Source organism: Rhizobium sp. YTU87027 (genome assembly GCF_050644135.1).
Classification (GTDB): domain Bacteria; phylum Pseudomonadota; class Alphaproteobacteria; order Rhizobiales; family Rhizobiaceae; genus Rhizobium.
Map to the genome: position 1 here is coordinate 267,233 of NZ_CP098440.1, position 25,506 is coordinate 292,738.

Below are 25,506 nucleotides of genomic sequence, written 5' to 3' on the forward strand. Positions count from 1 at the left end.
CCTTCAGGCAAGGAATTAACCATAAACATTGCATGAAACGTCGGAATGGGAAAAATTCACTCGTTCCCACCAGGCATGACGCCGCACCGCCGTACCGGTCGATCCGGAATCCATCTCATCAAGCAGCTCCGAAGCAGAATCTACTGATCGGGAGGCTTCAGGCCGCCGGCGGCGGCCGGAGGCAAGCCACCTGTCAGCAACGTACCTGCCGCTCGGGGCAATAGATTAGTGACGGGCCTCTTGCCCGGCATGTGGTTGGGGACAGGCGTTGGGGCAGGAAATGCCATCAGATCAGGCACGAGGAGCGCAGGCAGGAAGCTTGCGTGACCGACTTCGCTTTGCCGGTCTCGATGCCGAACACTGTGATTTGGTCCGGCGCCATCGCGTCGATCTTCAGCAACACCTGACCGCCGGCCTGCGTGATCTCTTCCAGCGGTTTCAGTCCTTTCCCGACGCCGCACGGAATTTTGAAAGTGAGCGCCAGGTCGAGCGACTCCACGACCTGCAGGCCTCGCACTGGGACGTTTTGACGGATGCGCGTTTCGACAGCCTTTATGCTGAGCGCGTGAAGGTTCTGTCCGATTCCGAAAGCAAGATGGGCCTTGACCCGCGCTGGCACGTTGCCGGCCATGGCGTTGTTCTCGAGCATGTCATCGGTGGCCTTGCAATCGAGCTGGCCGGCCGTTCCTTCCTGCCGAGCAGCCGTCGTCGCGCCAAGGAAGTCTCCGACCTCATATCGGCAATCATTCGCCTCGTGATGGTGGACGTCGAGATTGCCGTCTCCCTGCGTTTCAATGCCCTGCGGGCGACCCAGCAGCGCGCGCTCGCCGATCAACGCAACAGTGACAAAGCAGAGATCGCTCGCGTTTTCGCCGACGTGATTAATGGCCTTGCCGCCCGTGATTTGACGGTTCGAGCAACCGTCGAGGAAGAAAGCGCCCACCGGGACATCGCGTTGGCGCTCAACACCGCGCTGGATGCCGTCCAGTCCGAGTTTCAGGCGATCGCCGAAAAGACAGCGGTTGCTGGAACGTCCGTGCAGACGCTCGGCGATGCTTCGAAGCAATTTGCCGGCAATGCGTCCGCTCATGCCCGGCAGTTGCTCTCCTCTGCCGCCGCCCTTGCCGATCTCTCGGAAAGCGTCCGCCACGGTGCCGCGGGCAGCCGTGCCGCCGAGCAGGCCGCGGCTTCGACGCGCACGGCAGCCGAACAAAGCGGCGAAGTCGTCGGGCGCGCGATCGCTGCCATGGCCGATATCGAGCAGTCCGCCGAGAGAATCGGCCAGATTATCGGGGCAATCGACGAGATCGCCTTCCAGACCAATCTCCTGGCGCTCAATGCGGGTATCGAAGCTGCCCGGGCGGGTGATTCCGGGCGTGGATTTGCCGTCGTCGCACAGGAAGTGCGGGCCTTGGCGCAGCGCTCGGCGGACGCCGCGCGCGAGATCAAGACACTTGTTAGCACCACCAAATCGCAAGTGGACGCAGGCGTCCAAATGGTCGGACGCACCCAGGATTCGATCGGCAACATCGTTCGCCAGGTCAGCGAGATCAACACGGCGATCGCCGCCGTCGCAAATCAGGCAAGCGAGCACGCCGCGAACATCGACGTCGTAACGGCCGACGTAAAGGGGCTTGGCGTGCAGATGACCGACAACGCGGCTTCGGCCGCGCGTTCCGCCGAAGGAGCGGACTACCTGCACACCGTTATCGTCGAACTCGGCCAGACGATCCGCGAATTTCGCATTGCCCGGCAGAACGCCGAGCCCGCGCGCCGCGCGCCGCTGTTGGCCTCGGCGATCGATGGCAAGCAGACTGCCGATGTCGTGGCCGACGACGAGGATTTCGGATTCGCGCAGCCGGTCGCCTCGGTCGGAGGGCGGATTGTTTACTAACAGACCAGTATATAAGCGCTGCTCACGTTTGTTGAGTGAGAACCAGGAGACAAGGAAGAGCTGATGGCGGCAAGGAAAACTGGAAAGACGCTGAACCTGTCAGCGGTGCTTGATCTGAACGAAGCGACCGCACTTCGCGACAAGCTTGCGTCGTTGCGTGGCGCCGATTTGGCCATCGACGCCTCTGCCGTCGAACGCATCGGTGCGCTGAGCGCCCAGGTCCTCATGGCTGCCGCCAAGACCTGGGACCAGGACAAGTTCGCATTCAGCTTCAGCAAGGTTTCGGACGCATTTCAGAAAACCATGCAGCTGATTGGTGTCGATATCCACCATCTGCTCGCCAAGGAGATCCGGCAATGAAGAAAAAAGTGCTTACCGTGGATGATTCACGGACCATCAGGAACATGCTTCTCGTGACCCTCAACAATGCGGGCTTCGAGACGATTCAAGCGGAAGACGGCGTCGAGGGCCTCGAGGTTCTGGAAGAGTCCAATCCTGATGTCATCGTCACCGACATCAACATGCCGCGCCTTGACGGTTTCGGCTTTATCGAGGGTGTACGCCGCAACGATAAGTATCGCGCGATCCCGATCCTGGTTCTGACGACCGAAAGCGATGCGGAAAAGAAGAACCGAGCGCGCCAGGCCGGTGCCACCGGTTGGATCGTCAAGCCGTTCGACCCTGCCAAGCTGATCGATGCCATTGAGCGTGTAACCGCTTAAACCCAGGATTTTCTCCTATGGATATGAACGAAATCAAAGAGATCTTTTTCCAGGAGTGCGAGGAGCAGCTCGCTGAACTGGAATCCGGTCTTCTGAAAATGAATGATGGCGATCGCGATCCGGAAACCGTCAACGCGGTGTTCCGTGCTGTCCATTCGATCAAGGGTGGCGCTGGCGCCTTCGGTCTGGATGATCTCGTCGCTTTCGCGCATGTGTTCGAGACCACACTTGATTGCGTTCGTTCCAACAAGCTTGAGCCGACACAGGACGTCCTGAAGGTCATGCTGAAGTCGGCAGACGTGCTGGCCGATCTCACCAATGCCGCCCGCGACGGCGGCAGCGTCGATGAAAGCCGCAGCCGCGGTCTGGTGAAGGAACTGGAAGCGCTCGCCAACGGCGAACTGCCTACGCCGTCCGCAGCCGTGGAAGCTCCAGCAGCGAAGCCGGCACCTGTTGCCGCAGCCCCAGCGCCGAAGCCGACCGATGACAGCGGCTTCCAGCCGATACCCTTCTCTTTCGATGACTTCGGCGGCGAGGAAGAAGCCGGCTCCGCTCTACCAGCCTACGAAATCACCTTCAAGCCGCGTTCGGACCTCTATTCCAAGGGCAATGATGCGACCCTGCTGCTGCGCGACCTCTCCCGTCTCGGCGAGATGAGCTGCTACTGCAACATGGATGCGCTGCCCGGTCTCGATGATCTCGATCCGGAAGCGGCCTATTTCTACTGGAACGTGACGCTCAAGACGGACAAGGGCGAAGACGCGATCCGTACCGTCTTCGAATTCGCCGAGTGGGATTGCGATCTGCAGATCACACCCGTCGAGGCAAAGGCAGCCGCCGCCGAAGCCGAAGAATTGCCGATGATCCCGGTTCCTTTCGACCTCTCCATTCTCGATGAGGGTGCTGCCGAAGTGCCGGCCGCACAGCCGAAATCCGATGCCGCCGCTGCCGTTGCCGCTGCCGAGACGGCTTCCAACGTCACACAGATGGCTGCCGCCGCTGCCCGTGTCGAGAAGAAGGAATCTGCTGCCGCCGCTGCTGCGAGTGCGGCTGCCGCCGCGCAGAACAATGCCGCCGCCGGCCAGACGATCCGCGTCGATCTCGACCGCGTTGATCGCCTGATCAACCTCGTCGGCGAGCTCGTCATCAACCAGGCGATGCTCTCGCAGAGCGTCATCGAAAACGATACGACCGGCACGTCGTCGATCAACATGGGTCTGGAAGAGCTGCAGCAGCTCACCCGCGAGATCCAGGACTCGGTCATGGCGATCCGCGCGCAGCCGGTAAAGCCGGTCTTCCAGCGCATGTCGCGTATCGTTCGCGAAATCGCCGATATGACCGGCAAGACGATCCGCCTGATCACCGAAGGTGAAAACACCGAAGTCGACAAGACGGTGATCGACAAGCTGGCCGAGCCGCTGACGCACATGATCCGCAACGCCGTCGACCACGGCATCGAGACGCCGGAGAAGCGCGCTGCCAACGGCAAGAATATCGAGGGTACGGTTCGCCTGACGGCAAAGCACCGCTCGGGCCGCATCCTCATCGAGCTCGCGGACGATGGCGCGGGCATCAACCGTGAGAAGGTGAAGCAGAAGGCGATCGCCAACGAGCTGATCCCGGCCGATGCCAACCTGACGGACGAGGAAATCGACAACCTGATCTTCCTGCCGGGGTTCTCCACGGCCGATAAGATCTCCGACATCTCTGGCCGCGGCGTCGGCATGGACGTCGTCAAGCGCTCGATCCAGGCGCTCGGCGGCCGCATCAACATCACCTCGAAGCCGGGCCAGGGCTCCATCTTCACGATGAGCCTGCCGCTGACGCTCGCCGTCCTCGACGGTATGGTCGTCACGGTTGCCGGCCAGACGCTGGTGGTGCCGCTGACGGCGATCGTCGAGACACTGCAGCCGGAAGCTGCCGCGATCCACTCGTTTGGTGCGAACCACCGCTTGATCTCGATCCGCAACAGCTTCTGCCCGCTGGTGGATGTCGGCCGGATCCTGAACTTCCGCGCAACCCAGGCGAACCCCGTCGAAGGCGTTGCTCTCCTGGTGGAATCGGAAGGTGGCGGACAGCGCGCGCTCATGGTCGATGCGATCCAGGGCCAACGCCAAGTCGTCATCAAGAGCCTTGAGGCGAACTATACGCACGTTCCCGGTATCGCTGCCGCAACCATCCTCGGCGATGGCCGCGTGGCGCTCATTCTGGACGTCGATGCCGTTGTCGGCGCTTCGCGCGGTCAGGCGCTGAAGCAGGACGTATCGCTGGCAGCGGTAGGATAAGCTTATGTCGTATGCCGTGAAAAATCTGAACGAGAGGGACCGCGAGTTGATCGCGTTCCGCGTCGGGGATCAGGAGTTTTGCGTAAATATCATGTCGGTCCGCGAGATCCGTGGCTGGACGCCAGCAACGGCGATGCCGCACTCGCCGTCCTACATGAAGGGTGTCATCAACCTGCGTGGCGCAGTACTGCCGATCATTGACCTGTCCGCCCGTCTCGGCATGAAACCGGCGGTGCCCTCGCAGCGTCACGTGATTATCGTGGCGCAGGTATACCAAAAGGTCGTCGGCCTACTGGTCGATGCCGTGTCTGACATTCTGACCGTCACCGAAGACAATGTGCAACCGACGCCGGAAATAGCCTCCGAACTGCAGCGTCAGTTCGCCCGCGGTATCCTGGCGATCGACAAGCGCATGATCTGCCTGCTCGAACTCGAAGCCATTTTCCCCGAAACTGAAAGCGAAGCTGCATGAATGTCCTGAGTGCAAAAGACATGCGGCAGGGAAGCCCCGAGGAGGTGCTGGCGAGCGGAGAGTATCCGCTGACGCGCCGCGACCTCACGGAAATCGCTGCGATGATCTACTCGGATGCAGGCATCTTCCTAAACGAGACCAAGGCGTCGCTGGTCTATTCGCGTCTGTCGAAGCATATCCGCAACCTCGGCCTGTCCGGATTTCGGGAATATTGTGCGCTCGTCTCCTCGCCGGCCGGTGCCGCGCCTCGCCGTGAGATGCTGTCGCATCTGACGACGAACTTCACGCGTTTCTTCCGCGAGAACCACCATTTCGAGCATCTGCGTGAGCATGTGCTGCCGGAACTGCTGCACCGCGCGAAGACGGGTGGTCGGGTCCGCATCTGGTCGGCCGCCTCCTCGGATGGCCAGGAGCCCTATTCGATCGCGCTCACCGTTCTGTCGATGATGCCTAATGTCGCCGACTACGACTTCAAGATTCTCGCGACCGATATCGATCCGAAGATCCTGGCGATCGCCCGGGCGGGCGCCTACGACGAAAATGCGCTCGAAACTGTCTCGCCCGCCATGCGCAAGCAATGGTTCAGTGAGGTAGAGGTTCAAGGACGGCGCAAGTTCCAGGTCGATGACCGCGTCAAGCGTCTGATCACCTATAACGAGCTGAACTTGATGGCGCAGTGGCCGTTCAAGGGCAAGTTCGACGTCATCTTCTGTCGGAATGTGGTGATCTACTTCGATGAACCGACGCAGATGAAGATCTGGTCGCGTTTTGCAGATTTGATGCCGGAAGGCGGCCATCTCTACATCGGTCATTCCGAGCGCGTCTCCGGTGACGCCAAGCATGTCTTCGACAATGTCGGAATCACGACCTACCGCTACACGAGCAAGGGCGTGGGGAGGAAGGCATGAGCGCACCAGCTAAAGTTCTCGTCGTCGACGACTCCGCCACAATGCGCGGCCTGATCACGGCTGTTCTGAGCGCCGATCCGGAGGTCAACGTCATCGGTCAGGCAGGCGACGCGCTTGAGGCGCGCGAGGCGATCAAGAAGCTGAACCCTGATGTCGTGACGCTCGATATCGAGATGCCGAACATGAACGGCCTCGACTTTCTCGAGAAGATCATGCGGCTGCGCCCAATGCCTGTGATCATGGTCTCGACACTGACCCATCGCGGCGCCGATGCCTCGCTGGCAGCGCTTGAAATTGGCGCATTCGACTGCGTCGGCAAGCCGCTTCCGGGCGATGCTCGTCCTTTCGGCGATCTGGCCGAGAAGGTGAAGGCGGCCGCCCGTTCGCAGCGTCGCCAGTATACGCAGCCGGCGCCGGCCGCTCCGCCACCGGCGGTGGCCGACTTCCGTGTCGGGCGCAAGATCGTCGCTATCGGTTCGTCGACCGGCGGCGTCGAGGCATTGATTGCGGTGCTTCAGAAGTTTCCGGCAAACTGCCCGCCGACTGTTATCACACAACATATGCCGCCGACCTTTACCAAGAGCTTCGCGGAGCGCCTCAACCGGCTCTGTGCGCCCGTCGTGCAGGAAGCGACGGACGGCGCGCGCCTTGAGATCGGCAAGATCTACCTCGCGCCAGGCGGCGAGCGCCACCTGCAGGTTACCAACGCTCATGCGCCTTGCTGCCGCCTGATCGAACGCGATCCGGTGAACGGTCACCGGCCATCCGTCGATGTGCTGTTCGACTCGGTGGCCGAGCTGGCTGGTCGCAACGCCGTCGGCGTGATTCTGACCGGCATGGGGCGCGACGGAGCCGCGGGTCTCCTGAAGATGCGCCATGCCGGCGCGCGCACCCTTGGTCAGAATGAAAAGACCTCGGTGGTCTATGGAATGCCACGGGTCGCCTACGAACTCGGTGCCGTCGAGCAGCAACTGCCCCTGAACGCCATCGGCGAAGAAATCCTAAAAATGACAGCCGCCCGAAAGGAAGGAACGGATTAATGTCTATCGCAGAGAAAATCAAAGTTCTGATCGTCGACGATCAGGTCACCAGCCGTCTGCTGCTCAGCGATGCGCTGACCCAGCTCGGCTTCAAGCAGATTACCGCTGCCGGTGACGGCGAGCAGGGCTTGAAGATCATGACGCAGCAGCCGCATCACCTCGTGATTTCCGACTTCAACATGCCGAAGATGGATGGTCTCGGCTTCCTTCAGGCTGTTCGCGCCAACCCTGCGACGAAGAAGGCGGCGTTCATCATCCTCACGGCGCAGGGCGACCGTGCGCTGGTCACGAAGGCCGCGCAGCTTGGTGCCAACAACGTTCTCGCCAAGCCCTTCACGATCGAGAAGATGAAGGCGGCTATCGAAGCCGTATTTGGAGCATTGAAATGAATCTCGACGTTGCAGCCCGCCGCGTCAATATCATCCAGGGCGAATGGAAGGTCCTGAATGATCCGAACGCGGTCCTGACGACCATCCTTGGATCGTGTGTGGCTGCATGCCTGCGAGATCCCGTGGCGGGCGTTGGAGGAATGAATCACTTCCTCCTGCCGGGGACCGGAAACACACCGATGACGGGCGGAGACGCCACGCGTTACGGCGTCCATCTGATGGAATTGCTGATCAACGGCCTCCTCAAGCAGGGCGCGCGCCGCGACCGCCTGGAGGCCAAGATCTTCGGCGGAGCGAAGACGATCTCGACATTCTCGAATGTCGGTGAACAGAACGCCGCTTTTGCTGTGCAGTTCCTGAAGGATGAAGGTATTCCAGTCGTCGGCTCCAGCACAGGTGGTGACCATGGGCGCAAGCTCGAATACTGGCCGGTTTCCGGGCGCGCTCGGCAGTACCCGTTGACCGGTGCGGAAACGCAGAGAACTGTTGCGCTCGAGCAGCGTCCGGCGGCTCCGCAGAAACCCGTCGAAACCAGCATCGAATTCTTCTGAGGGCGAGGACCTTATTGATGACCGTGAATGCAATGACAGAGCAGCCGTCGCCCGCTGAAGCCCTGCCTGATGTCCTGATGCGTATCGTCTCGGAATTGCATGACGTCGCCTATTTGATCGAGCGGATCGAGCCGCAGCTCCTCGACGTGGGAGGCGGTGCCGAACTGCTGAGCTCGCCGGAAAGCATGAAAGTGATCCAGGGGATTGACCTCGCCGTGCAGAAGACACGCGGTCTTGCCGAGTTCATTGACACGATCACCGGAGAAATACCGCAGGATTGGGCAGTCGATGTCGCAACGGCGTTGAGCCTGGTGAAACTGAGTGAAATGCAACGAGCGCTGGGTGGTGGTGCCAAGCACTATGGCAATGTGCAGCCCCTGGCGAAGGCAGCCGGAGACTTCGACTTCTTCTGATCCGTTTCTACTCGCACCTCCCCACGAAACGCTCGCACAAGTTTCGGCATCTATCGTCGAAATGAGGCAATAAGCCCGCTTTGTCTGTGACGGTCGTGCGAGAACAGAATGAATCTGTTAAATCAATTAGTTCAAGTTTTTAAGAACTTCAGTTCGCTAGGGCGGAATCGCCTGCTGGCGCTGGCTGGCGTGGGCGTCGTTTCCGTCGCGCTCATCCTTGGGGCGGCCTTTTTGGTCAACAAGCCGGCTCAGGAAACGCTTTATGTCGGGCTTGATACGCCTGATCTGAACCAAATCAGCATAGCGCTCGCCGAAGCGAACATCGGCTTCCAGGTCGGAACCGACGGGACCAGCATTACAGTTCCCGCTGGCATGACGGGCAAGGCGCGTCTCCTACTCGCCGAACGCGGTCTCCCGAACAGCGCCAACGCAGGCTATGAACTCTTCGACAATGTCGGCTCGCTTGGCCTGACCTCGTTCATGCAGGAAGTCACGCGGGTTCGCGCGCTTGAAGGCGAAATTGGCCGCACGATCCAGTCGATCTCGGGCATCACAGCTGCTCGCGTCCACATCGTCATGCCCGAGGTTGGCAACTTCCGCAAAGCCGAACAGAAGCCGACTGCTTCCGTGATGATCCGCGCAAGCGCCGCCACCGGCCGCAACGCCGCGACGTCGATCCGCCACCTTGTTGCGTCAGCCGTTCCCGGCCTCGACGTCGGTGATGTCACGATCCTTGATTCGGCCGGGCAACTGCTCGCTTCCGGTGACGAAGCCAGCAACAGCTCGCTGAACCGTTCGCTGAACATCGTTCAGAACGTCCAGGGCGAAGTTGAAACCAACATCGACAAGGCGCTTGCGCCTTTCCTCGGCATGGACAACTTCCGTTCCAGCGTCACGGCGGAACTGAACACCGACAGCCAGCAGATCCAGGAAACGACCTACGATCCGGAATCGAAGGTCGAGCGCTCGATTCGCACGACCAAGGAAGCCTCGCAGTCACAGCAGAAGCAGTCCGACAACGCCACCACTGTCGAGCAGAACATCCCGCAGGCAGCGCCTGACTCGGGTGGCGCCAGCGGTCCGGAATCGCAGGACAAGTCTGACAAGAAAGAAGAGCAGACCAACTACGAAATCAACAGCAAGACGACCGCAACGACGCGTAACAGCTACAAGATCGAAAAGCTCTCCATCGCCGTCGTCGTCAACAAGGGTCGCATTGCTCAGATGGTCGGCGAACCTGCCGACCAGGCGAAAGTTGATGCTTACCTTGCCGAAATGCAGAAGATCGTGGCATCGGCGGCTGGTATCAGCACCAACCGCGGCGATGTGGTGACCGTCACAGCAATGGACTTCCTGGAGAACCAGCTCCTCGAGGAAACCGGCGGCGGCGTCCGCGTCATGGATATACTGAGCCGCAACCTCGCCGGCATCATCAACTCGCTCGCCTTCGTCGCGGTCGCCTTCCTGGTGATCTGGATGGGCGTCCGCCCGATGATCCGCAGCGTGACGGGTAACGGCACGGCAGTCATCGGCGACACCTCGCCGGAAAGCGCCGGTCTCGAACTTCCGGATTTCGCTCCGGCGGGAGGTGTGGGCGCCGGTGGTGCACTCATGGACGGCTTCGGTTCGGACTTCGGCTTCGACAGTACCGAGGACCTGCTCAGCCTTGGCGACGACGACGGCAACTTCAACCGTCGCGTCAAGGAAGGCCCGGAACGCAAATTGGCGCGGATGGTCGAGATCAACGAGGAGCGCGCCGCGAAAATCCTCAGAAAATGGGCTGTCGACAACGCAGCCGCATAAGACAAGGCCGGGCAACCGGCCTTTTTCTTTGCCCACACGCTGCACGGCGATCCAGCCATATTTTGCCATCACTCTAATGCGGACGTGAAGATTTCTGAGGATAGACCTTGACAGAGGGCTGATATGGCCACGCGTTTTACGCGAATCGTATTGTCAGATTTCCCCGAATCACTTTAATTTAAGAATTCCTTAACAAGCGGAATTTGTGCGCGAATCAGGGCACGAAATGCAGAAAATGTAAATCCCAAGAACTCGGAGATGGTGAATTGTGCCACCTATCGTAATCTTGGGTGATTCGCGGAGAGGTCGTAATTTGTTCAGGAGCATGCGGATCAAGCTTCTGTCGTAGGTGGTTTACAGCCGCGGGGTTTTGCCAATGGACATGCATATTTTGCAGGCTCTCAAGAGCGACACGCACAAGGCAAACTTCGTTGGCATCGCGGCGACAAACCTCTCTTCACGCGACGAACTGATCGCACAACTCTGCGAGATCTCGAGCACGGGACGGTTGCAACCTGGCCTGCGTGCCCTGACTGATTATGTAGGCGCGTCGCACTACCTCTTGGCGCGCGCGGACCTGGTTCAAGAGGCGGGCCTCGATTTCGTCGTTTCCTCCGACTGGCCGTTCGACCTCGTCACCAATCTGGCGCACACCTTCGTCGGCGGCTTCGCCCGGGCGACGGAGCTCGAAAAATGCATGCAGCTCTTCCAGCCGCATTTTGCCCTCTTGCCGGATACGGCGGACGCCCCTGACGGGGCCAGCCGCCAATACTGTTCGCTGATGTTCAACATCGGCCGCTCGCGCCTTGTGCTGATGTTCCTGTTTGATGATGGATTCATCCTGTCGCAGGAGCGGTTGCGTGACGTCGGGCTCCTGACTGCCTATTTCGCCAGCTTCCTGCAATGCGGCGCTTCGAAGGCTGATCGGGACTTCGAACTGACCGATCGGGAACTGGAGTGCCTTTTCTGGATCGCCGAGGGCAAGACGAGCGACGAGATTGCGATGATCCTCGGCATCTCCCGTAACACCATCAACAACTACATCACCAGTGTTATGCGAAAGACGGCTACGAAGACTCGTTCCGAAGCCATCGCATTCGCGGTGAGGAACAATCTCGTCTAGGGGGACGGCGTTATGGGGCAGCCATCCGGTCGGTCGATGGGAACTTCGGAAATGATGCGCAGCGCGCGGGTCAACAAGGTGGCGAGCCGGTCTGACCTGTTCCCGCGTCTGATCGGCATGCAGAAACTCGCCGATGCCCAGAATTTCGCGGTCTATCGTATCAGCGCCGCTGGCGTCCCGGCAAAGCAGCGCCTGGTCTGCGAACTGGAGAATTGGGGTTCCGTCAACAGCGGCTTCAGCCGGGCGTTCGTCGACGCCCATGGGGAGATGCTGCTCGATCATATCGAGAAGTCGCTTCTTCCTGTTGTATGGGCCGGCGGGCTCGATCGCGCCGCTCCCCAGCCTGCCAGTATCGCTCCTTTCATGAAGCGCCTGACGGACGGCCTGGTTCCGTTTTCCGGCATCGCGTTTCCGGTGCGCCTTGGTGCCGTTGGCAACGGCTTTGTTGTCTTTACCGGCGACGATCTCGAGCCGGCGAGCAATATGATCGTCGAACTGCACGCGAGATCGTGCCAGATCATGATCGACCTGCTGTCGCTCGACGAGCGCCGCGTAGCGGCTGCCGAAGCTCTCAGCGAACGCGAAATTGCCTGCCTGCAGCTTGCCGGAGACGGTCGCATCAGCGAAGAGATCGCAGAGAAGCTCGGGCTCTCCGTGCATACCGTCAACGCCTACCTCGGCTCGGCAACGATCAAGCTGGATTCGGTCAACCGAATCCAGGCGATCGCAAAAGCCATCCGCCTTGGATATATCAGCTGATGTGAAGGCGCGGGCGGTTTAGCTCGCGAGAGCCTGCAAAGGTTCGACGTTGAAGCGTGCGTCGCGCAGGCTTTGCTGTAGGAAAGCGGTGTTTTCGTCGGGATCCGCTGAGGGATTCTGGAACGCGATGTGGTTGATCTCGATGCCGGCGTGCGCCTCGGCAAGCGTCAGCTGCGCATAGATCGTAATGCCGCGCGGTTTGACCTCGAGGTCGATCACCACTTCGGGCTTGCCGCCCCACTCCAGCGTGTAGCTGCCGCCATGGCCGAAGTTGACAGTGCCGGGGTGGAAGAAAAGCTCGGCGGCCGACGATACCAGATCGGAAAGATTGCCGTAGTACTCGAAGCGCAGAAGAGAGATGAGATCCGAAGCGTCCAGAAGCCGCAATTCCGTGGCAACGGGGCTGATTGCTTCAGCAAGGATTTTTTCACGCTGGGCAGAGTAGGGGCATTTTTTCATTCGGCTATCTTACCCGTTTGTTCTTGGCTTGCGTCGCGTAAACCCGATGAATGAGTTCCGCGACTGCCTTGTAGAATACAGACGGTATGACACTATCGACCGAGACTTGCGCAAACATGGAGCGCGCAAGAGGCGGGTCTTCGAAAACGGGTATTCCGTTCTTTTCCGCGATCTCTCTGATTTTCAACGCAATTAGGTCCTGGCCCTTGGCGACGACGACAGGCGCGTCATTTTCCTCGCGTACATAGCGCAGCGCTACCGCAAAGTGCGTCGGGTTGGCGATAACGAGCGTCGCGCGATCGACGCTGGCAATCATGCGGCGGCGAGCGCGGTCGCGCATCAGCGAGCGCTGGCGGTTTTTAACGAAAGGGTCGCCCTGCGACTGCTTGTTTTCTTCCTTGATCTCGTGCCGCGTCATCTTCAGCTCGGTGAACCAGTGATAGCGCGTCCAGAAGAAGTCGGCGATCGCCACGACGGCGGTAGCGATCAGAACGACGATGGTGATCTTCTGCATCGACGTCATCATGCGCGCGAAGATCGTCTGCGGATCGGAGAACATCGCGTCGATCGCGTTGAAGTATTCGCTTTTCAGCACAAAGAACATGACGACGCCAACGATCACGATCTTCGTCAGCGATTTGCCGAACTCGACGAGCCCGGGCAGGCTGAACAGCCGCGACCATCCCTTGGCGATCGAGATGCGCGAAAACTGCGGCCGTATGCGCTCGAGTACCGGCGTTGGCAGGTTCTGCGAGATGGAGGCGGCGACCCCAAACACCATGAACAGGATGAAGGCCGGCGCGAGCAATGCCGCCGAAACCCAGCCCAGGTGAACAAACAGGGAGAGAACGTCCGGCCCCGTCTCAATCTTCCATTGGTCGGGCTGCTCGAAAATATCCTTCAGCGCCCCGCCGACCTTGCTGAGCCCGCTCGGCAGGAAGAAGATGATGTAGACGAAAGTGGCAAGAACAGTCGCAAATAGGGGCACTTCGCGCGAAAACGGCACGTTGCCTTTCTCGGCAGCGTCGCTTTTCTTTTTCGCTGTCGGGTCTTCTGTTTTGCTGTCCTTGTCGTCGTCGGCCAAGGCCGAGGCCCTCCATCAAAAGAAACGGCCGCGCCAGGGCGCGACCTTTCCTGAAGGGTATCTCGCTTTTACCGCCGCGATCAACCGGGGCAGCGGGGAGGGGACGCTTCGTGCACAACAACAGCGGCTTAAGCCGCTGCAGAGCCTTCGCCCTCGGTCTCCTTGAGCTGGATTTGCCCGGAGTTTGCCAGGCGAATCGCTTCCTGGGCGATGGCGCGGCGTGCGATAGCGATCTCGCGCGGATTGATGCCGACGGTTCCGCTCTGCAGATCCGATTCGATCATGCGGCGCTGGCGCGGGCTGATTGATGCCAGGACTGCCTCGCGCATGTCGGCAGACGACCCGCGCAATGCCATGGTCAGGATGTCGGCCGAGATGTCGTTCAACAGCATCACGCGGCTGCGCTGCGGCATGAGCATGAGGTCGTCGAAGAGGAAGATCTTCGGGCGGACCTTGTTGACGGATTCGCGGCTGATCGATTCGAGCGAGGTGAGCAGGGTATCGACCTGCGGCTTGTCCATCTCGTTCATCAGCTCGGCAACCTTCGTCGAGCCGATCGAATTCTTCTCGGCTTCGATCTCCGCCAACAGGCTCATCACCTGCTTCTCGATGATCTGTGCGGCCTTGGGGCTGACGGACTTGAGGTTGACAGTACGGTTCATGATGTCCGCGCGGCGGCCGTCGGGGATCTGCATCAAGACCTTGGCGCCGAACGAAGAGGGCATCATGGAAAGAATATAGGCAACTGTCTGCGGATGCTCGCGCAGGAGGAACTTGCCGATGAAGGCCGGGTCGCCCTCGCCGAGACGGTCCCAGATCGACGTCTCGTACGCCTGAAAGGTGGTGCGACGGCCAAGAAGGCTGTCGACTTCGTCCGGCGTCAGGCCTTCTTCCAGGATGCTCTCGATCGCCCTGGCATTGTCCATAAGACCGGCGCCTTCGGTGAACAGATCCTCGAATTCAGCGACAAGCCCGAGCAGCTCATCCGGCGGGATGGCGCGCAGCGTTTGCGCCGAGCCGATGATTGTCTGCAGCTCGGCCTGCGTGAAATACTTCAGCAGCCGGCCGGCGACCCCTTTCCCCATAGCGAGGAGAACGGCCGCCGCCTTTTCAGCCTGGGTCAACGGTTTCTCGGCTAGAGCGCCGCCGAAATCGTCAAAGTCCATCATGGTCTAACCTCTCCGTCCCTGCACCGGGATCAGGCTTTTTTCGTACTCAAAACTTCTATCAGTTTGACGCCGAAACGCGTGTCGTCGTTTTCCAGAACAGTGATCTCGCCGCGAGCGATCTTGCGGCCATTCACCATGATTTCGACCGGTTCACCGATCTTCTTGTCGAGCGCGATCGTTGCGCCTTCGTTCAGGTTCATCAGCCCGGCGACCTGCATGCGGCTGCTGCCGAGCATGATCTGAAGGTCGATCGGGATGTCCATGATCAGGTCGAGGTTCGACTGCATGGCGCTGCCAAGCGGCGCCGGTTCGGAAGCGACCGCACCAAAGGAGCCGTCGCCGAAATCGGCGGAGCCGCCAAAGTCGGATGTTGCGCCGAAATCGCTGCCACCGAACGCGGAACCGCCAGCGGTATCCTCGAAATCGCCGCCAAAGGTGGACAGATCGGAGCTGCCGCTGAAGGCGTCGCTCTCTGCGGCGAAATCGGGCAGGCCGCCTTCCGCGTCGGTTTTCAGGACGCCGCGCAGGTCATCGATGGCCTGATCAAGCTCGGCCTCGTTGCCCGGGAGCTCCAGTGAAAGGTCGCTGTTCTTGGGTGTCTTCTTCGTCGCCATGAAATCACTATTCCAGTTGAAACTTGCCTCAAGCTGCCGTGCGGCCAGCCCGGTTGGAAAATGGGCTAATTCATCAAGTGGCGGATGAGTTCGTCATCCGAGTTAATCGTATCCTTCACCCGGACGGTATAATTCTCGCCCGAACGTCCAAACTCGCAGACGTACAATTCCTTGCTGTTGGCGCTGACTTCGACGCGGACATCGCCGTGATCGTAGAAGGGAATGACATCGCCAGCTGCAAGCTTCGAAATGGTCCTGAGCGTCAGGTCCTGCAGACGGATCTTGGCGTTGAGCGTTACCTGCGAGCGGCGCACCTGCTCGCTGAGCTGATCCGTCCATTCGGACGATTTGGCCGACTGCCCCTTGGCCTTCGGAGCTGCCACCGTCGTCTTCAGCAGGGCAACCTGTGGAACGATCAGCGAGAAGTCCGAGGTAATGCCGGAAAGCGTGATCGACATGTTGATTGCGGCCGCAAACTCGTCAGGCTTGTCTTCGGCGAGCTTGGCGCGCGTTTCGAACGCATAGGGAAACTCCACGGTCGGCTCGAAGCCGCCAGGCGCGTCCACTGCGGAGCGAAGGACGTTGGCGATCTTCTCGAAGACCATGACCGCAAGCTCGAGCTCGATCACGGAGAGCAGGCGGTCCGCCGGCTGCTCGACCGTGTCGGCGGCTGCGCCCAGCAAATGCTCCATCAGCGTGATGATGAAGCTATTGCCGCAGGCCAGCGTAATGTTCTGCGACCAATTGCGGAGCGTCGCGTCGACAAGTGTCGTGTTGCCACCGAGATCGGCAACAAGGTCGTTCTTGTGCCCGCTGTCGCAACCGAGGTAGGCCACCTCGACGTCGAGGTTTGTCTCGCTCTTGATGATGTCGGGCAGGAAGACCGTATAGACATCGCCGAATGCGCCGCAGATCTTCTCAACAGTTGCCTTGTCGCCGAGCCTTCCGGTCAGCTTGGCCAGAAGTGCTTCGTCCATGAGGGGTTTCTTGAGGGTAGCGTTCATGACCGTTTACGCCGCCTTGCTCTCGCCGCCGGGGTTCATCATTTCCTGCTCGACGGCGTCGATCGAAGGACGTTCGTAGGCCGAGATCGTCTTGCGGCCGTATTCAAGCGCGACTTGCGGCACGGAGCCGTTCATGTAGGCAAGCAGCGTCTGTTTGACGATGACATACAGGCGATGCTGCTTGTTGCGGACGATCTTGATCTGGGAAACGATTGGCTGGCACACGCAGTAAGACAGGAGAATGCCGAGGAAGGTGCCAACGAGCGCCGACCCGATCAAGTGACCGAGCACTTCGGGCGAATCATTGATGTGTGCCATGGCCTTGATGACACCGAGAACGGCGGCGACGATACCGATCGCCGGGAAGGCGTCGCCCATAATCTGAATGGCGTAGTATGGCTTCATCTTGTCGTGAAGGATCGTGTTGATCTCCTCATCCATCAGCGCTTCGATTTCATGCGAACGGGCATTACCGATGATGATCAGACGGACGTAGTCGCAGATGAATGCCGTCAGTTCCTTGTTCTTGAGGATCGTCGGAGCGGACTGGAAGATCGAGGACTCGGCCGGATTGTCGATATGGGCCTCGATCTCGTTGCGTGACTTCGTACGCAGGTCGCGCATCAGGGAATAGAGGACGCCGAGCGTATCGAGGTAATTCCGTTCCTTCGGGACCGTGTGCTTGAACGCTTCACCGAGCGCCTTGCCGGAATCCTTTACGACCTTCATCGGGTTGCCCATCACGAAGCTACCCAGGCCGGCGCCGCCGATGATGACGAGTTCGAAAGGTTGCCAGAGGGCGTCGATATGGCCGCCCATCGCCATGAAACTGCCGATGATGCAGCCGACCGTAATCACAAATCCGATAATGATATTCATCGTCAGTCCAAACCTGATCGTTATTTTCAACAGAAGGGATAGGGCTGCTGGCTTGCGTGAGGCTGATGATTGCCCCTGCAAATCAAGCTTTTCCATGCCAGCTTCGCGCAAGCATTTGCTGTCAGCTTGTTGGTGACGAATGGGCATCCGTGCCCGTTTCTGAGATGCCGCCTCAGCGAAATCCGTGGTCGAACCGACTCAAACACCCTGGATTTCGTACCGTTCATCGCCAATGCAGGAGCCTATCGGGATGCAATCCGGTCTTTATGTTTCGTTGTCGTCGCAGATCGCACTCGAACGTCGCCTCACCACCATCGCCGATAACATGGCGAACGTGAACACGACCGGCTTCCGCGGGACGGAGGTGAAGTTCGACGAGATGCTCGGTGAGACCGGCAACAAGATCAAGGCCAAGATTGCCTATGTGTCACAGGGCAACGACTATTTGTCCGGCGACAGCGGCGAGCTCGAGCATACCGGAAACATGCTCGACTTCGCGATCAAGGGCGATGCCTGGTTCTCTTTGGACACACCGGCCGGCAAGGTTCTCACCAAGGATGGTCGCTTTACGATGAAGGGGAACGGCGAGCTCGTCTCCGTCCGCGGCTATTCGGTTCTCGACGCCGGTGGCTCGCCGATCACGCTTAACACGGCCGCTGGCGAACCTAAGGTCGGCGCCGATGGATTGATCTACCAGGACGGCAAGCAGGTCGGTTCGCTGGGTCTCTTCGAGGCCGATATCAGCAAGGGTTACCTGCGCTATGAGAACAGCGGCATCATGACGACCGAGCAGCCGCGTGCCGTCACCGACCGCTTCAATGTCGGCGTCCAGCAGGGTTATCTGGAAAACTCCAATGTCAACGCCATGCGCGAAATCACGCAGCTGATCGAAGTCAATCGCGCCTTCGAGAGCATGACATCGCTTTCGAAGGACAGCGAGGCTTCATTCAGCGAGGCGATCAAGACGCTCGGCGGCAGCCGCTAGCCGAGGTCTGATGCATGAGCCACACGCCGCTCACCGAAGCCGATCTCTCGCCGAAGCTCGCGCATCTTGCCGGGCTCGTATCGCGCTATTCAAACCCCGAGTTCCTGGTCGCTCCCGGCGGCCACGTCCAGACAATTGCGGCCGGCCATTACACCGTGACCGGCCTGTCTCGCCACGTGCGGCTCGGCGAATTCGTGGCGCACAAGTCGTCCACCGGCATCCATCTCGGTGAGGTCGTCCGCGTCGAGCCCGAACTGACCTATGTCTGCCCGATCGAGCCCGGCGAGCCGATCGGTATCCATGATACGGTCATCCGCAAGGGTGCCTTTCGCATTTCGCCGTCCGACAGCTGGTGCGGGCGTACGATCAACTCGCTGTGCGAGCCGATCGACGGCCTGGGTCCGATTGTCGAAGGGCTCGGCCGCCGCTCCATTTCGAACACCGCTCCGCCGTCCATGACGCGAAAGCGTGTCGAGAAGGGTTTCAAGACAGGCGTTCGCGCCATCGACATCTTCTCGCCGCTCTGCCTTGGACAGCGCCTCGGCATCTTCGCCGGTTCGGGTGTCGGTAAATCGACGCTGCTGTCCATGCTGGCGCGCGCTGATGCCTTCGACAAAGTCGTGATTGCGCTCGTTGGTGAACGTGGTCGCGAAGTGCGCGAGTTCATCGAGGATACGCTTGGCGCCAACATGAGGAAGGCGATCGCTGTCGTCGCGACGAGCGACGAGAGCCCGATGCTGCGCAAGATGGCGCCGCTGACCGCAGTTACCATCGCCGAGCATTTCCGCGATCAGGGCGACAATGTGCTCCTGATCGTCGATAGCGTCACCCGATTTGCCCACGCCATTCGCGAGGTCGCAACCGCGTCCGGCGAACCGCCGATCGCGCGCGGCTACCCCGCTTCCGTTTTTACCGAACTGCCACGTCTGCTGGAGCGTGCGGGCCCCGGCCCGGAAGGTACGGGAACGATCACCGCGATCATTTCGATCCTGGTCGATGGCGACAACCACAACGACCCGATCGCCGATTCGACGCGCGGCATTCTCGACGGCCACATCGTCCTGCAGCGCAGTCTGGCGGAGGAGGGGCGCTACCCACCGATCGATCCGCTTGCCTCGATCTCGCGCCTAGCGCGCAAGGCATGGACTCCAGATCAGGAAAAGCTCGTGTCGCGCCTGAAGACACTGATTCACCGTTTCGAGGAGACACGCGACCTCCGCCTGATTGGCGGTTACCGCCAGGGCGCTGACCCTGATCTCGATATGGCGGTCAAGCAGGTACCGATTATTTACGATGTTTTGAAACAGTCGCCGGGCGATGTCGATTCGCAGGATGCCTTTGCCGATCTGGCCGGGGCGCTGAAGGCGGCGGCCGGCATCGGTGGCCAGCCGAATATCCGCAGGTAGAGGGGCGCGACGTGAACGATTTCGATGACGATGAGAAGATCGCCCCGCTGAAGCCTCTGCGGCGCAAAACAGTCTTTCTCGACCGTGCCCTAACAATTGCCGGCCTCGCCCTGGCGGGAGCGTCGGCATTCTTCCCGTGGTACGTCTTCTTCAATGAAGACAAGTTCGGCATCAACGTCGCGCAGGGCGAGCGCATGCGCGATCTCCCGAACTGGCCGGCGCGAAACGTCTTCAGCGTCTCGCCGCTAGCGATGGCCAACAAGAACCAATACGAAAAGAAGCCTGAAATTCCGGTCGATCCGCTGACGACCGCGACCGTCTCCAACATCGGCAAGGAAGACGACAAAGGTCCGCCGGCCGAAGAACAGCCGTTTCCTGGAAAATCTGGTTTTCGCCTTCTCCACGTCGCAAACGGCCGCGCTCTGATAGCAGACGCCTCCGGCATGTACGTCGTGCGTGTAGGGTCCATTCTACCGGACGAAAGCCGGCTGGCGACACTGGAGGAACGCGATGGCAAATGGGTCATCATCACCTCCAAGGGCGATGTCTACCAGCACAATTGAGTGCATAACCAAGCAGCGAATCAACAGAAGGCTCCGCCGGAAAACGGTAGGAGCCTTCTTCGCATTCTGGAGCCACCGGCCAACAAGGTCCGGATTTCCGGACCTCATTCTCCGTAAGTCTGACGCAAGATTACCGCCGTAGGTTCGCCTCAGTAAAAACGGAGAGTTCCCATGCAACCGATTCAACTTTTCGACTTGGCCTCGCGGCAGGCCGAATGGCTGACGATCCGTCAGGAGGTTGTTGCCGGCAACATCGCGAATGCGAACACGCCGAAATATCACGCCAAGGACATCACGCCCTTCCAGGCCGTTCTCGACAAGTCGGACATCACGATGGCGCGCACGAATGCGGCGCATCTGAGCGGCAACGATCTCGGCACGAAGAGCGACATCGACGTCAAGGATGCGAGCCTCGATCAGGAAATCGGTGTTCAGGAATCCGGCAACACAGTCGGTCTTGCCGAGGAACTTTCCAAGTCTGGTGAAATCAAGCGTCAATACGAGTTGAACACGTCGCTGGTGAGCTCGTTCAACCGGATGATGCTGATGACGGTGAAGAGCTAAGATCATGGATCCTTTGTCAGCAGCACTCAAAATCGCTGGATCCGGGCTAGAGGCGCAATCGACGCGCCTGCGCATCGTGTCCGAAAACATTGCCAACGCCCGTTCGACCGGCGATACGCCAGGTGCCGATCCCTATCGCCGCAAGACGATTACCTTCGGGGAAGCCGTGGACCGCGCAAACGGCGTCACCACGGTCAATGTCAAGAAGCTCGGCGAAGATGAATCGAAGTTCACCACCGAATACGACCCCAGCAATCCGGCTGCGGATGAGAAGGGCGTCGTCAAGCTTCCGAACGTCAACATGCTGGTCGAGATGGCCGACATGCGGGAAGCAAACCGCTCCTACGACGCCAACCTGCAGACCATCAAACAATCCCGCGACCTGATCTCGGCAACGATCGATCTACTGAAGAGCCAATAATGATCAACAACGTCAATAGTGTCAGCTCCCTGTCGATGACCCGCGGCCTTGCCGCCATCGACCAGGACAATTCCACGGCCTCCTCCGCTGCAGAAAGCGCCGCAAACGACGGCGGCTTCGGCGCGGTTCTCAGCAACGTTGCGACAGGAGCGGTCAACACCCTGAAGAATGCGGAAAGCATGTCTTTTGCAGGCATCAAGGGCACCGCCACGACGCGTGAGGTCGTCGATGCCGTCATGCAGGCACAGCAGACCCTTCAGACCGCAATCGCCATTCGCGACAAGGTGGTGACAGCGTTTCTCGACGTAACCCGGATGCAGATGTAATTGATTTAAGGACAAAGCCATGAGAGCGCTTGCCATTGCTGCAACGGGTATGGATGCCCAGCAGACCAATCTTGAAGTCATTGCCAACAACATCGCGAACATCAACACGACCGGCTTCAAGCGCGCTCGCGCTGAATTCACGGACTTGCTGTATCAGACAGAGCGGGCGAAGGGCGTTTCCAACCGCGCCAATCAAGCCACCGTTCCGGAAGGTGCAAACATCGGTCTCGGCGTTCAGACGTCTGCTGTCCGCAATCTGCATATCCAGGGCGAACTCGCACAGACTGGCAACGATCTCGATGTGGCCCTGGTCGGCCGCGGCTTCTTCCAGATCGAGGCACCGGACGGCACGACGCTCTATACGCGCGCCGGCGCATTCAACAAGAACGAGACTGGCCAGATCGTGACGGTCGACGGCTACACTGTCGCACCGAACATCACGATTCCGACTGGCTCGACCGAATTGACGATCAGCCGCTCCGGCCAGGTGACCGCGAAGCTCCCGGGCGCGACGACGGTCACGACGCTTGGTCAATTGCAGATCGCCGACTTCGTCAACGAAGCCGGTCTTCAGCCCCTCGGCGACAACCTCTTTGCGCAAACACCTGCTTCCGGTGATCCCGTTGTGGGCACGCCCGATGAAGAGGGCTTCGGCTACATGAAGCAGAGCTACCTGGAATCGTCGAACGTCGATCCGGTGAAGGAAATTACCGAGCTGATATCGGCGCAGCGTGCGTATGAAATGAACTCCAAGGTCATCACCACCGCCGACGAAATGGCCTCCATCGTCAGCAAGAACCTGAAGTAATCGGGAAGGGCCGAAACATGATGTTTTGCCGGGTCAAAGGTATTCTCGGATGGGCGGCAGCTGCCGCGATCGCGATCAGCGCACTTGCCGCGCCGCAAGCCGCCGCCGCTGCCGGCATGGGCTATGCGGTCGTTCCGACAACGACCATTTACCCCGGCGAAACGGTTTCTGGTGCCCAGCTTCAGGAAGTGGAAGTGACCAACCCGAACCTCACGGGAGACTACGCAAAGTCGATCCGCCAGGTGGAGGGGATGATCTCAAAGCGCACGCTCCTGCCGGGACGCACGATCTCCGTCTCGGCCCTGCGGGAGCCCTATACCGTGACCCGCGGCTCCTCAATCCGGCTGATCTTCACGCTCGGTGCGATGACGATCTCGGCAGCCGGGTCGCCGCTTGAAGACGGCATGACGGGTCAGCTCATCCGCGTTCGCAACATGGATTCCGGCGTGATTGTCAGCGGCACAGTGCTCGCCGACGGCACCATACACGTGGCCGCAAAATGAAGATGTTTTTCCGCCTTTTCGTAGCCCTCGCGTTTCTGTCTCCGAACGTCGCCGCCGTGACGCCGGCGGCTGCCATGACATCACGCATCAAGGACATCGCGTCCCTGCAGGCAGGACGCGACAACCAGCTGATCGGCTATGGCTTGATTGTGGGTCTCCAAGGCACCGGCGATGGCTTCCGTGCCTCGCCGTTCACGGAACAGTCGATGCGCGCGATGCTGCAGAATCTTGGCATTTCCACGCAGGGCAGTCAGTCCAATCCGAAGAATACGGCGGCGGTGATGGTTACGGCCAACCTGCCGCCCTTTGCCAGCCCGGGCAGCCGCATCGACGTGGACGTCAGTTCGCTGGGCGACGCCACCTCGTTGCGCGGCGGTACACTGATCATGACGTCGTTGTCGGGCGCTGACGGCCAGATCTACGCCGTCGCGCAAGGCTCAGTGGTCGTCTCGGGCTTTACCGCCCAAGGTCAAGCTTCGACTGTCACCGAGGGTGTGACGACCGCCGGACGGGTGCCGAACGGTGCGATCATCGAACGGGAACTGCCGTCGCGCTTCAAGGACTCGGTCAATCTCGTCCTGCAGCTACGAAACCCGGATTTCTCCACGGCCATCCGCATCGCCGATGTTGTCAACGGTTATGCTTCGGCTCGCTTCGGTGGCCCGGTCGCAGAAGCCAAGGATGCGCAGGAAGTCATCGTCCAGAAGCCGAGGACCGCGGATCTCACGCGCTTGATGGCTGATCTGGAAAATCTCGTCGTCGAGACGGACACCCCGGCGAAGGTTGTGGTGAACGAGCGCACCGGAACGATCGTCATTGGCGCCGACGTGCGCGTGTCGCCGGTCGCCGTCAGCTATGGTACTCTGACTGTCCAGGTGACCGAGACGCCGCAGATCATTCAGCCTGAGCCGTTCTCGCGTGGCGTAACGGCCGTACAGCCGCAGACGGACATCGCTGCCCAGAAGACAGGCGGCAAGGTGGCCCTGCTCGAGGGACCTGATCTCAAGACGCTCGTTTCGGGTCTCAACAATATCGGCGTGAAGCCGGACGGCATTATCGCCATCCTTCAGGGCATCAAGTCAGCCGGTGCGCTGCAAGCGGAGCTCGTCCTGCAATGATAGAGAAGTTGACTGTATCCGACCTGGTTCGACGGCTTGCTTTGCCGGCGATAGCCGTCGTTGCTCTGTCCATTCCCGGCGCCTTTGCACAGGAGCAGCCGACGCTAAAGGGTGAAATGACCTCGCAGGAGGAGATTAAGCAGTTCTGCACGAACATTGCCGATCCCGCTCGCGATCAGCGCTATCTGCTACAGAGGCAGGAGCTTGAGAAGCTTCGCGCCGACGTCGATTCCCGCATCGCCGAGATGAACAAGCGCAAAGAGGAATATCAGGACTGGCTGAAGCGCCGCGACGATTTTCTCAAGCAGGCCGAGGCGGGCCTGACCGATATCTATAAGAAAATGAAGCCGGACGCGGCTGCATCGCAACTGGAGCAAATGAGGATAGAAGTAGCGGCGGCCGTCATCATGCGGCTGAACCCCTCGCAGTCGAGCCTTATCCTCAACGAGATGGATCCGAAGAAGGCCGGCAACATTGCCAGCATCATCGCCAGCGCGTCCGATCCAAATACGTCAAAGGACCCCTCATGAACAAGCGTTTCCCCGCCGCGATCGTCGCCGTCGCCCTCCTTGCAGGCTGCGCATCGCCGCAGGCCGTCAACGAGATCGGCCGCGCCCCGGCCATGAGCCCGATCGGCAGCGGTCTCGCGTACGGCCAGACGCCGCAGATGGCGCTTTATCCGAAGCAGCCGCGCCAGGTTGCGCAGGGCTACTCCCTGTGGAGCGACTCGCAGGCCACCCTCTTCAAGGATGCCCGCGCTCTCAACGTCGGCGATATCCTGACTGTCAATATCCAGATCAACGATAAGGCCAAGTTCGAGAACGACACCAGCCGGAGCCGGACCAACTCGAGTGGCTTGAACTGGGATGTCAACGCCAACGTCATGGGCTGGAATCCCCAGTCGAAGACCGATGTGACCTACGGTTCCGACACCAGTACCGACGGCAAGGGCAAGATCGACCGGTCCGAAACGCTGAAGCTCATGGTCGCCGCAGTCGTCACGGGTATCCTCGAGAACGGCAACCTCGTGATCAGCGGCTCGCAGGAGGTCCGCGTCAATCAGGAGATCCGTATTCTCAACGTTGCCGGTATCGTCCGCCCGCAGGACGTCAACGCCGACAACCAGATTTCCTACGAGAAGATTGCTGAGGCGCGCATCTCCTACGGCGGTCGTGGCCGCCTGATGGAAGTGCAGCAGCCGCCGCGCGGTCAGCAAGCCGTCGATCTCTTCTCGCCGCTCTGAG

General features: G+C 60.1%; 30 protein-coding genes. 24 read left to right on the forward strand and 6 right to left on the reverse strand.

The genetic code is table 11. The features are described from left to right. Positions 1-280 precede the first annotated feature (280 nt). The 13 genes from NBG89_RS01335 (at position 281) to visR (ending at position 12,359) form a co-directional block, all read left to right on the forward strand. Positions 281-1,894: a methyl-accepting chemotaxis protein gene (locus NBG89_RS01335; protein ID WP_431321389.1), complete on the forward strand. Its 1,614-nt coding sequence runs from the start codon at positions 281-283 to the stop codon at positions 1,892-1,894. A 63-nt stretch (positions 1,895-1,957) separates the two neighbouring features. Then, positions 1,958-2,254, forward strand: coding sequence for an STAS domain-containing protein (locus tag NBG89_RS01340; protein WP_088691356.1), 297 nt, complete (start codon positions 1,958-1,960; stop codon positions 2,252-2,254). After that, positions 2,251-2,616 (forward strand): chemotaxis response regulator CheY1, encoded by a 366-nt coding sequence (gene cheY1 / locus NBG89_RS01345; RefSeq protein WP_007530053.1) that lies wholly within the window; start codon positions 2,251-2,253, stop codon positions 2,614-2,616. Before NBG89_RS01340 ends, cheY1 begins: the two co-directional genes overlap by 4 nt. 17 nt (positions 2,617-2,633) lie before the next feature. After that, positions 2,634-4,901 (forward strand): chemotaxis protein CheA, encoded by a 2,268-nt coding sequence (locus NBG89_RS01350; protein WP_431321390.1) that lies wholly within the window; start codon positions 2,634-2,636, stop codon positions 4,899-4,901. A 4-nt stretch (positions 4,902-4,905) separates the two neighbouring features. Continuing rightward, a complete protein-coding gene (locus tag NBG89_RS01355; RefSeq protein WP_431321391.1) occupies positions 4,906-5,373 on the forward strand; it encodes a chemotaxis protein CheW in 468 nt (155 codons plus the stop codon). Further along, positions 5,370-6,281, forward strand: a complete 912-nt coding sequence (gene cheR, locus NBG89_RS01360) for a protein-glutamate O-methyltransferase CheR (RefSeq protein WP_431321392.1) — start codon at positions 5,370-5,372, stop codon at positions 6,279-6,281. The genes NBG89_RS01355 and cheR overlap by 4 nt, the downstream gene beginning before the upstream one ends. Then, the gene (gene cheB, locus NBG89_RS01365) at positions 6,278-7,321 is read left to right on the forward strand and encodes a protein-glutamate O-methylesterase CheB (RefSeq protein WP_431321393.1); all 1,044 of its coding nucleotides are present in this window, start codon (positions 6,278-6,280) and stop codon (positions 7,319-7,321) included. Before cheR ends, cheB begins: the two co-directional genes overlap by 4 nt. Next, positions 7,321-7,710, forward strand: coding sequence for a response regulator (locus NBG89_RS01370; RefSeq protein WP_007530058.1), 390 nt, complete (start codon positions 7,321-7,323; stop codon positions 7,708-7,710). Before cheB ends, NBG89_RS01370 begins: the two co-directional genes overlap by 1 nt. After that, a complete protein-coding gene (gene cheD, locus NBG89_RS01375) occupies positions 7,707-8,261 on the forward strand; it encodes a chemoreceptor glutamine deamidase CheD (protein ID WP_088703935.1) in 555 nt (184 codons plus the stop codon). Before NBG89_RS01370 ends, cheD begins: the two co-directional genes overlap by 4 nt. Positions 8,262-8,278: 17 nt before the next feature. Next, complete coding sequence (cheT, locus tag NBG89_RS01380; RefSeq protein ID WP_431321394.1) at positions 8,279-8,674, forward strand: chemotaxis protein CheT; 396 nt, start codon at positions 8,279-8,281, stop codon at positions 8,672-8,674. 108 nt (positions 8,675-8,782) lie between these two features. Continuing rightward, complete coding sequence (fliF, locus tag NBG89_RS01385) at positions 8,783-10,477, forward strand: flagellar basal-body MS-ring/collar protein FliF (protein WP_431321395.1); 1,695 nt, start codon at positions 8,783-8,785, stop codon at positions 10,475-10,477. Positions 10,478-10,853: 376 nt separating this feature from the next. Then, the gene (gene visN / locus NBG89_RS01390; protein ID WP_088691364.1) at positions 10,854-11,600 is read left to right on the forward strand and encodes a transcriptional regulator VisN; all 747 of its coding nucleotides are present in this window, start codon (positions 10,854-10,856) and stop codon (positions 11,598-11,600) included. Positions 11,601-11,612: 12 nt separating this feature from the next. Beyond that, positions 11,613-12,359: a transcriptional regulator VisR gene (visR, locus tag NBG89_RS01395; protein WP_431321396.1), complete on the forward strand. Its 747-nt coding sequence runs from the start codon at positions 11,613-11,615 to the stop codon at positions 12,357-12,359. An 18-nt stretch (positions 12,360-12,377) separates the two neighbouring features. On the opposite strand, the gene NBG89_RS01400 is transcribed toward visR, so the two are convergent. The 6 genes from NBG89_RS01400 to motA all read right to left on the reverse strand — a co-directional run bounded on the left by NBG89_RS01400 (position 12,378) and on the right by motA (position 17,568). After that, positions 12,378-12,818: a hypothetical protein gene (locus NBG89_RS01400; protein ID WP_088691366.1), complete on the reverse strand. Its 441-nt coding sequence runs from the start codon at positions 12,816-12,818 to the stop codon at positions 12,378-12,380. Positions 12,819-12,822: 4 nt separating this feature from the next. Continuing rightward, the gene (flhB, locus tag NBG89_RS01405) at positions 12,823-13,902 is read right to left on the reverse strand and encodes a flagellar biosynthesis protein FlhB (RefSeq protein ID WP_431321397.1); all 1,080 of its coding nucleotides are present in this window, start codon (positions 13,900-13,902) and stop codon (positions 12,823-12,825) included. A 128-nt stretch (positions 13,903-14,030) separates the two neighbouring features. Next, positions 14,031-15,071: a flagellar motor switch protein FliG gene (fliG, locus tag NBG89_RS01410; RefSeq protein ID WP_088691368.1), complete on the reverse strand. Its 1,041-nt coding sequence runs from the start codon at positions 15,069-15,071 to the stop codon at positions 14,031-14,033. 29 nt (positions 15,072-15,100) lie between these two features. Continuing rightward, the gene (fliN, locus tag NBG89_RS01415; protein WP_431321398.1) at positions 15,101-15,685 is read right to left on the reverse strand and encodes a flagellar motor switch protein FliN; all 585 of its coding nucleotides are present in this window, start codon (positions 15,683-15,685) and stop codon (positions 15,101-15,103) included. 65 nt (positions 15,686-15,750) lie between these two features. Then, positions 15,751-16,689, reverse strand: a complete 939-nt coding sequence (locus NBG89_RS01420) for a FliM/FliN family flagellar motor switch protein (RefSeq protein WP_431321399.1) — start codon at positions 16,687-16,689, stop codon at positions 15,751-15,753. Positions 16,690-16,695: 6 nt separating this feature from the next. After that, positions 16,696-17,568 carry a flagellar motor stator protein MotA gene (gene motA, locus NBG89_RS01425; protein ID WP_088691371.1) on the reverse strand — a complete coding sequence of 291 codons (873 nt, stop codon included), beginning with the start codon at positions 17,566-17,568 and terminating at the stop codon, positions 16,696-16,698. 250 nt (positions 17,569-17,818) lie between these two features. Here motA and flgF point away from each other — a divergent pair, with 250 nt between their 5' ends. From flgF to flgH, 11 genes are all read left to right on the forward strand, one after another. Then, positions 17,819-18,553: a flagellar basal-body rod protein FlgF gene (flgF, locus tag NBG89_RS01430; protein WP_431321400.1), complete on the forward strand. Its 735-nt coding sequence runs from the start codon at positions 17,819-17,821 to the stop codon at positions 18,551-18,553. A gap of 14 nt (positions 18,554-18,567) precedes the next feature. Next, positions 18,568-19,959 carry a flagellar protein export ATPase FliI gene (gene fliI / locus NBG89_RS01435; RefSeq protein ID WP_431321401.1) on the forward strand — a complete coding sequence of 464 codons (1,392 nt, stop codon included), beginning with the start codon at positions 18,568-18,570 and terminating at the stop codon, positions 19,957-19,959. Between the two features lie 11 nt (positions 19,960-19,970). Further along, on the forward strand, positions 19,971-20,522 hold the full coding sequence (locus tag NBG89_RS01440) for a flagellar protein (RefSeq protein ID WP_431321402.1): 552 nt from the start codon (positions 19,971-19,973) through the stop codon (positions 20,520-20,522). A 171-nt stretch (positions 20,523-20,693) separates the two neighbouring features. Further along, the gene (gene flgB / locus NBG89_RS01445; protein ID WP_088691375.1) at positions 20,694-21,086 is read left to right on the forward strand and encodes a flagellar basal body rod protein FlgB; all 393 of its coding nucleotides are present in this window, start codon (positions 20,694-20,696) and stop codon (positions 21,084-21,086) included. 4 nt (positions 21,087-21,090) lie between these two features. Further along, entirely contained in the window at positions 21,091-21,507 is a 417-nt protein-coding gene (gene flgC, locus NBG89_RS01450) for a flagellar basal body rod protein FlgC (RefSeq protein ID WP_088691376.1), read from the forward strand. Next, positions 21,507-21,833, forward strand: a complete 327-nt coding sequence (locus NBG89_RS01455; RefSeq protein ID WP_088691377.1) for a flagellar hook-basal body complex protein FliE — start codon at positions 21,507-21,509, stop codon at positions 21,831-21,833. The genes flgC and NBG89_RS01455 overlap by 1 nt, the downstream gene beginning before the upstream one ends. Positions 21,834-21,852: 19 nt before the next feature. Beyond that, entirely contained in the window at positions 21,853-22,641 is a 789-nt protein-coding gene (gene flgG / locus NBG89_RS01460; RefSeq protein WP_431321403.1) for a flagellar basal-body rod protein FlgG, read from the forward strand. A 17-nt stretch (positions 22,642-22,658) separates the two neighbouring features. After that, positions 22,659-23,144 (forward strand): flagellar basal body P-ring formation chaperone FlgA, encoded by a 486-nt coding sequence (gene flgA / locus NBG89_RS01465; protein ID WP_431321404.1) that lies wholly within the window; start codon positions 22,659-22,661, stop codon positions 23,142-23,144. Next, positions 23,141-24,262 (forward strand): flagellar basal body P-ring protein FlgI, encoded by a 1,122-nt coding sequence (locus NBG89_RS01470; RefSeq protein ID WP_088691380.1) that lies wholly within the window; start codon positions 23,141-23,143, stop codon positions 24,260-24,262. The genes flgA and NBG89_RS01470 overlap by 4 nt, the downstream gene beginning before the upstream one ends. Then, the gene (locus NBG89_RS01475) at positions 24,259-24,792 is read left to right on the forward strand and encodes a MotE family protein (protein ID WP_431321405.1); all 534 of its coding nucleotides are present in this window, start codon (positions 24,259-24,261) and stop codon (positions 24,790-24,792) included. The genes NBG89_RS01470 and NBG89_RS01475 overlap by 4 nt, the downstream gene beginning before the upstream one ends. Next, the gene (gene flgH, locus NBG89_RS01480) at positions 24,789-25,505 is read left to right on the forward strand and encodes a flagellar basal body L-ring protein FlgH (RefSeq protein WP_431321406.1); all 717 of its coding nucleotides are present in this window, start codon (positions 24,789-24,791) and stop codon (positions 25,503-25,505) included. Before NBG89_RS01475 ends, flgH begins: the two co-directional genes overlap by 4 nt. Position 25,506 lies beyond the last annotated feature (1 nt).

Coding starts and splice junctions, on each gene's coding strand:
- NBG89_RS01335 (WP_431321389.1), top strand. CDS start 281: ATGCCATCAGATCAGGCACGAGGAGCGCAGGCAGGAAGCTTGCGTGAC.
- NBG89_RS01340 (WP_088691356.1), top strand. CDS start 1,958: ATGGCGGCAAGGAAAACTGGAAAGACGCTGAACCTGTCAGCGGTGCTT.
- cheY1 (WP_007530053.1), top strand. CDS start 2,251: ATGAAGAAAAAAGTGCTTACCGTGGATGATTCACGGACCATCAGGAAC.
- NBG89_RS01350 (WP_431321390.1), top strand. CDS start 2,634: ATGGATATGAACGAAATCAAAGAGATCTTTTTCCAGGAGTGCGAGGAG.
- NBG89_RS01355 (WP_431321391.1), top strand. CDS start 4,906: ATGTCGTATGCCGTGAAAAATCTGAACGAGAGGGACCGCGAGTTGATC.
- cheR (WP_431321392.1), top strand. CDS start 5,370: ATGAATGTCCTGAGTGCAAAAGACATGCGGCAGGGAAGCCCCGAGGAG.
- cheB (WP_431321393.1), top strand. CDS start 6,278: ATGAGCGCACCAGCTAAAGTTCTCGTCGTCGACGACTCCGCCACAATG.
- NBG89_RS01370 (WP_007530058.1), top strand. CDS start 7,321: ATGTCTATCGCAGAGAAAATCAAAGTTCTGATCGTCGACGATCAGGTC.
- cheD (WP_088703935.1), top strand. CDS start 7,707: ATGAATCTCGACGTTGCAGCCCGCCGCGTCAATATCATCCAGGGCGAA.
- cheT (WP_431321394.1), top strand. CDS start 8,279: ATGACCGTGAATGCAATGACAGAGCAGCCGTCGCCCGCTGAAGCCCTG.
- fliF (WP_431321395.1), top strand. CDS start 8,783: ATGAATCTGTTAAATCAATTAGTTCAAGTTTTTAAGAACTTCAGTTCG.
- visN (WP_088691364.1), top strand. CDS start 10,854: ATGGACATGCATATTTTGCAGGCTCTCAAGAGCGACACGCACAAGGCA.
- visR (WP_431321396.1), top strand. CDS start 11,613: ATGGGGCAGCCATCCGGTCGGTCGATGGGAACTTCGGAAATGATGCGC.
- NBG89_RS01400 (WP_088691366.1), bottom strand. CDS start 12,818: ATGAAAAAATGCCCCTACTCTGCCCAGCGTGAAAAAATCCTTGCTGAA.
- fliG (WP_088691368.1), bottom strand. CDS start 15,071: ATGATGGACTTTGACGATTTCGGCGGCGCTCTAGCCGAGAAACCGTTG.
- fliN (WP_431321398.1), bottom strand. CDS start 15,685: ATGGCGACGAAGAAGACACCCAAGAACAGCGACCTTTCACTGGAGCTC.
- NBG89_RS01420 (WP_431321399.1), bottom strand. CDS start 16,689: ATGAACGCTACCCTCAAGAAACCCCTCATGGACGAAGCACTTCTGGCC.
- motA (WP_088691371.1), bottom strand. CDS start 17,568: ATGAATATCATTATCGGATTTGTGATTACGGTCGGCTGCATCATCGGC.
- flgF (WP_431321400.1), top strand. CDS start 17,819: ATGCAATCCGGTCTTTATGTTTCGTTGTCGTCGCAGATCGCACTCGAA.
- fliI (WP_431321401.1), top strand. CDS start 18,568: ATGAGCCACACGCCGCTCACCGAAGCCGATCTCTCGCCGAAGCTCGCG.
- flgB (WP_088691375.1), top strand. CDS start 20,694: ATGCAACCGATTCAACTTTTCGACTTGGCCTCGCGGCAGGCCGAATGG.
- flgC (WP_088691376.1), top strand. CDS start 21,091: ATGGATCCTTTGTCAGCAGCACTCAAAATCGCTGGATCCGGGCTAGAG.
- NBG89_RS01455 (WP_088691377.1), top strand. CDS start 21,507: ATGATCAACAACGTCAATAGTGTCAGCTCCCTGTCGATGACCCGCGGC.
- flgG (WP_431321403.1), top strand. CDS start 21,853: ATGAGAGCGCTTGCCATTGCTGCAACGGGTATGGATGCCCAGCAGACC.
- flgA (WP_431321404.1), top strand. CDS start 22,659: ATGATGTTTTGCCGGGTCAAAGGTATTCTCGGATGGGCGGCAGCTGCC.
- NBG89_RS01470 (WP_088691380.1), top strand. CDS start 23,141: ATGAAGATGTTTTTCCGCCTTTTCGTAGCCCTCGCGTTTCTGTCTCCG.
- NBG89_RS01475 (WP_431321405.1), top strand. CDS start 24,259: ATGATAGAGAAGTTGACTGTATCCGACCTGGTTCGACGGCTTGCTTTG.
- flgH (WP_431321406.1), top strand. CDS start 24,789: ATGAACAAGCGTTTCCCCGCCGCGATCGTCGCCGTCGCCCTCCTTGCA.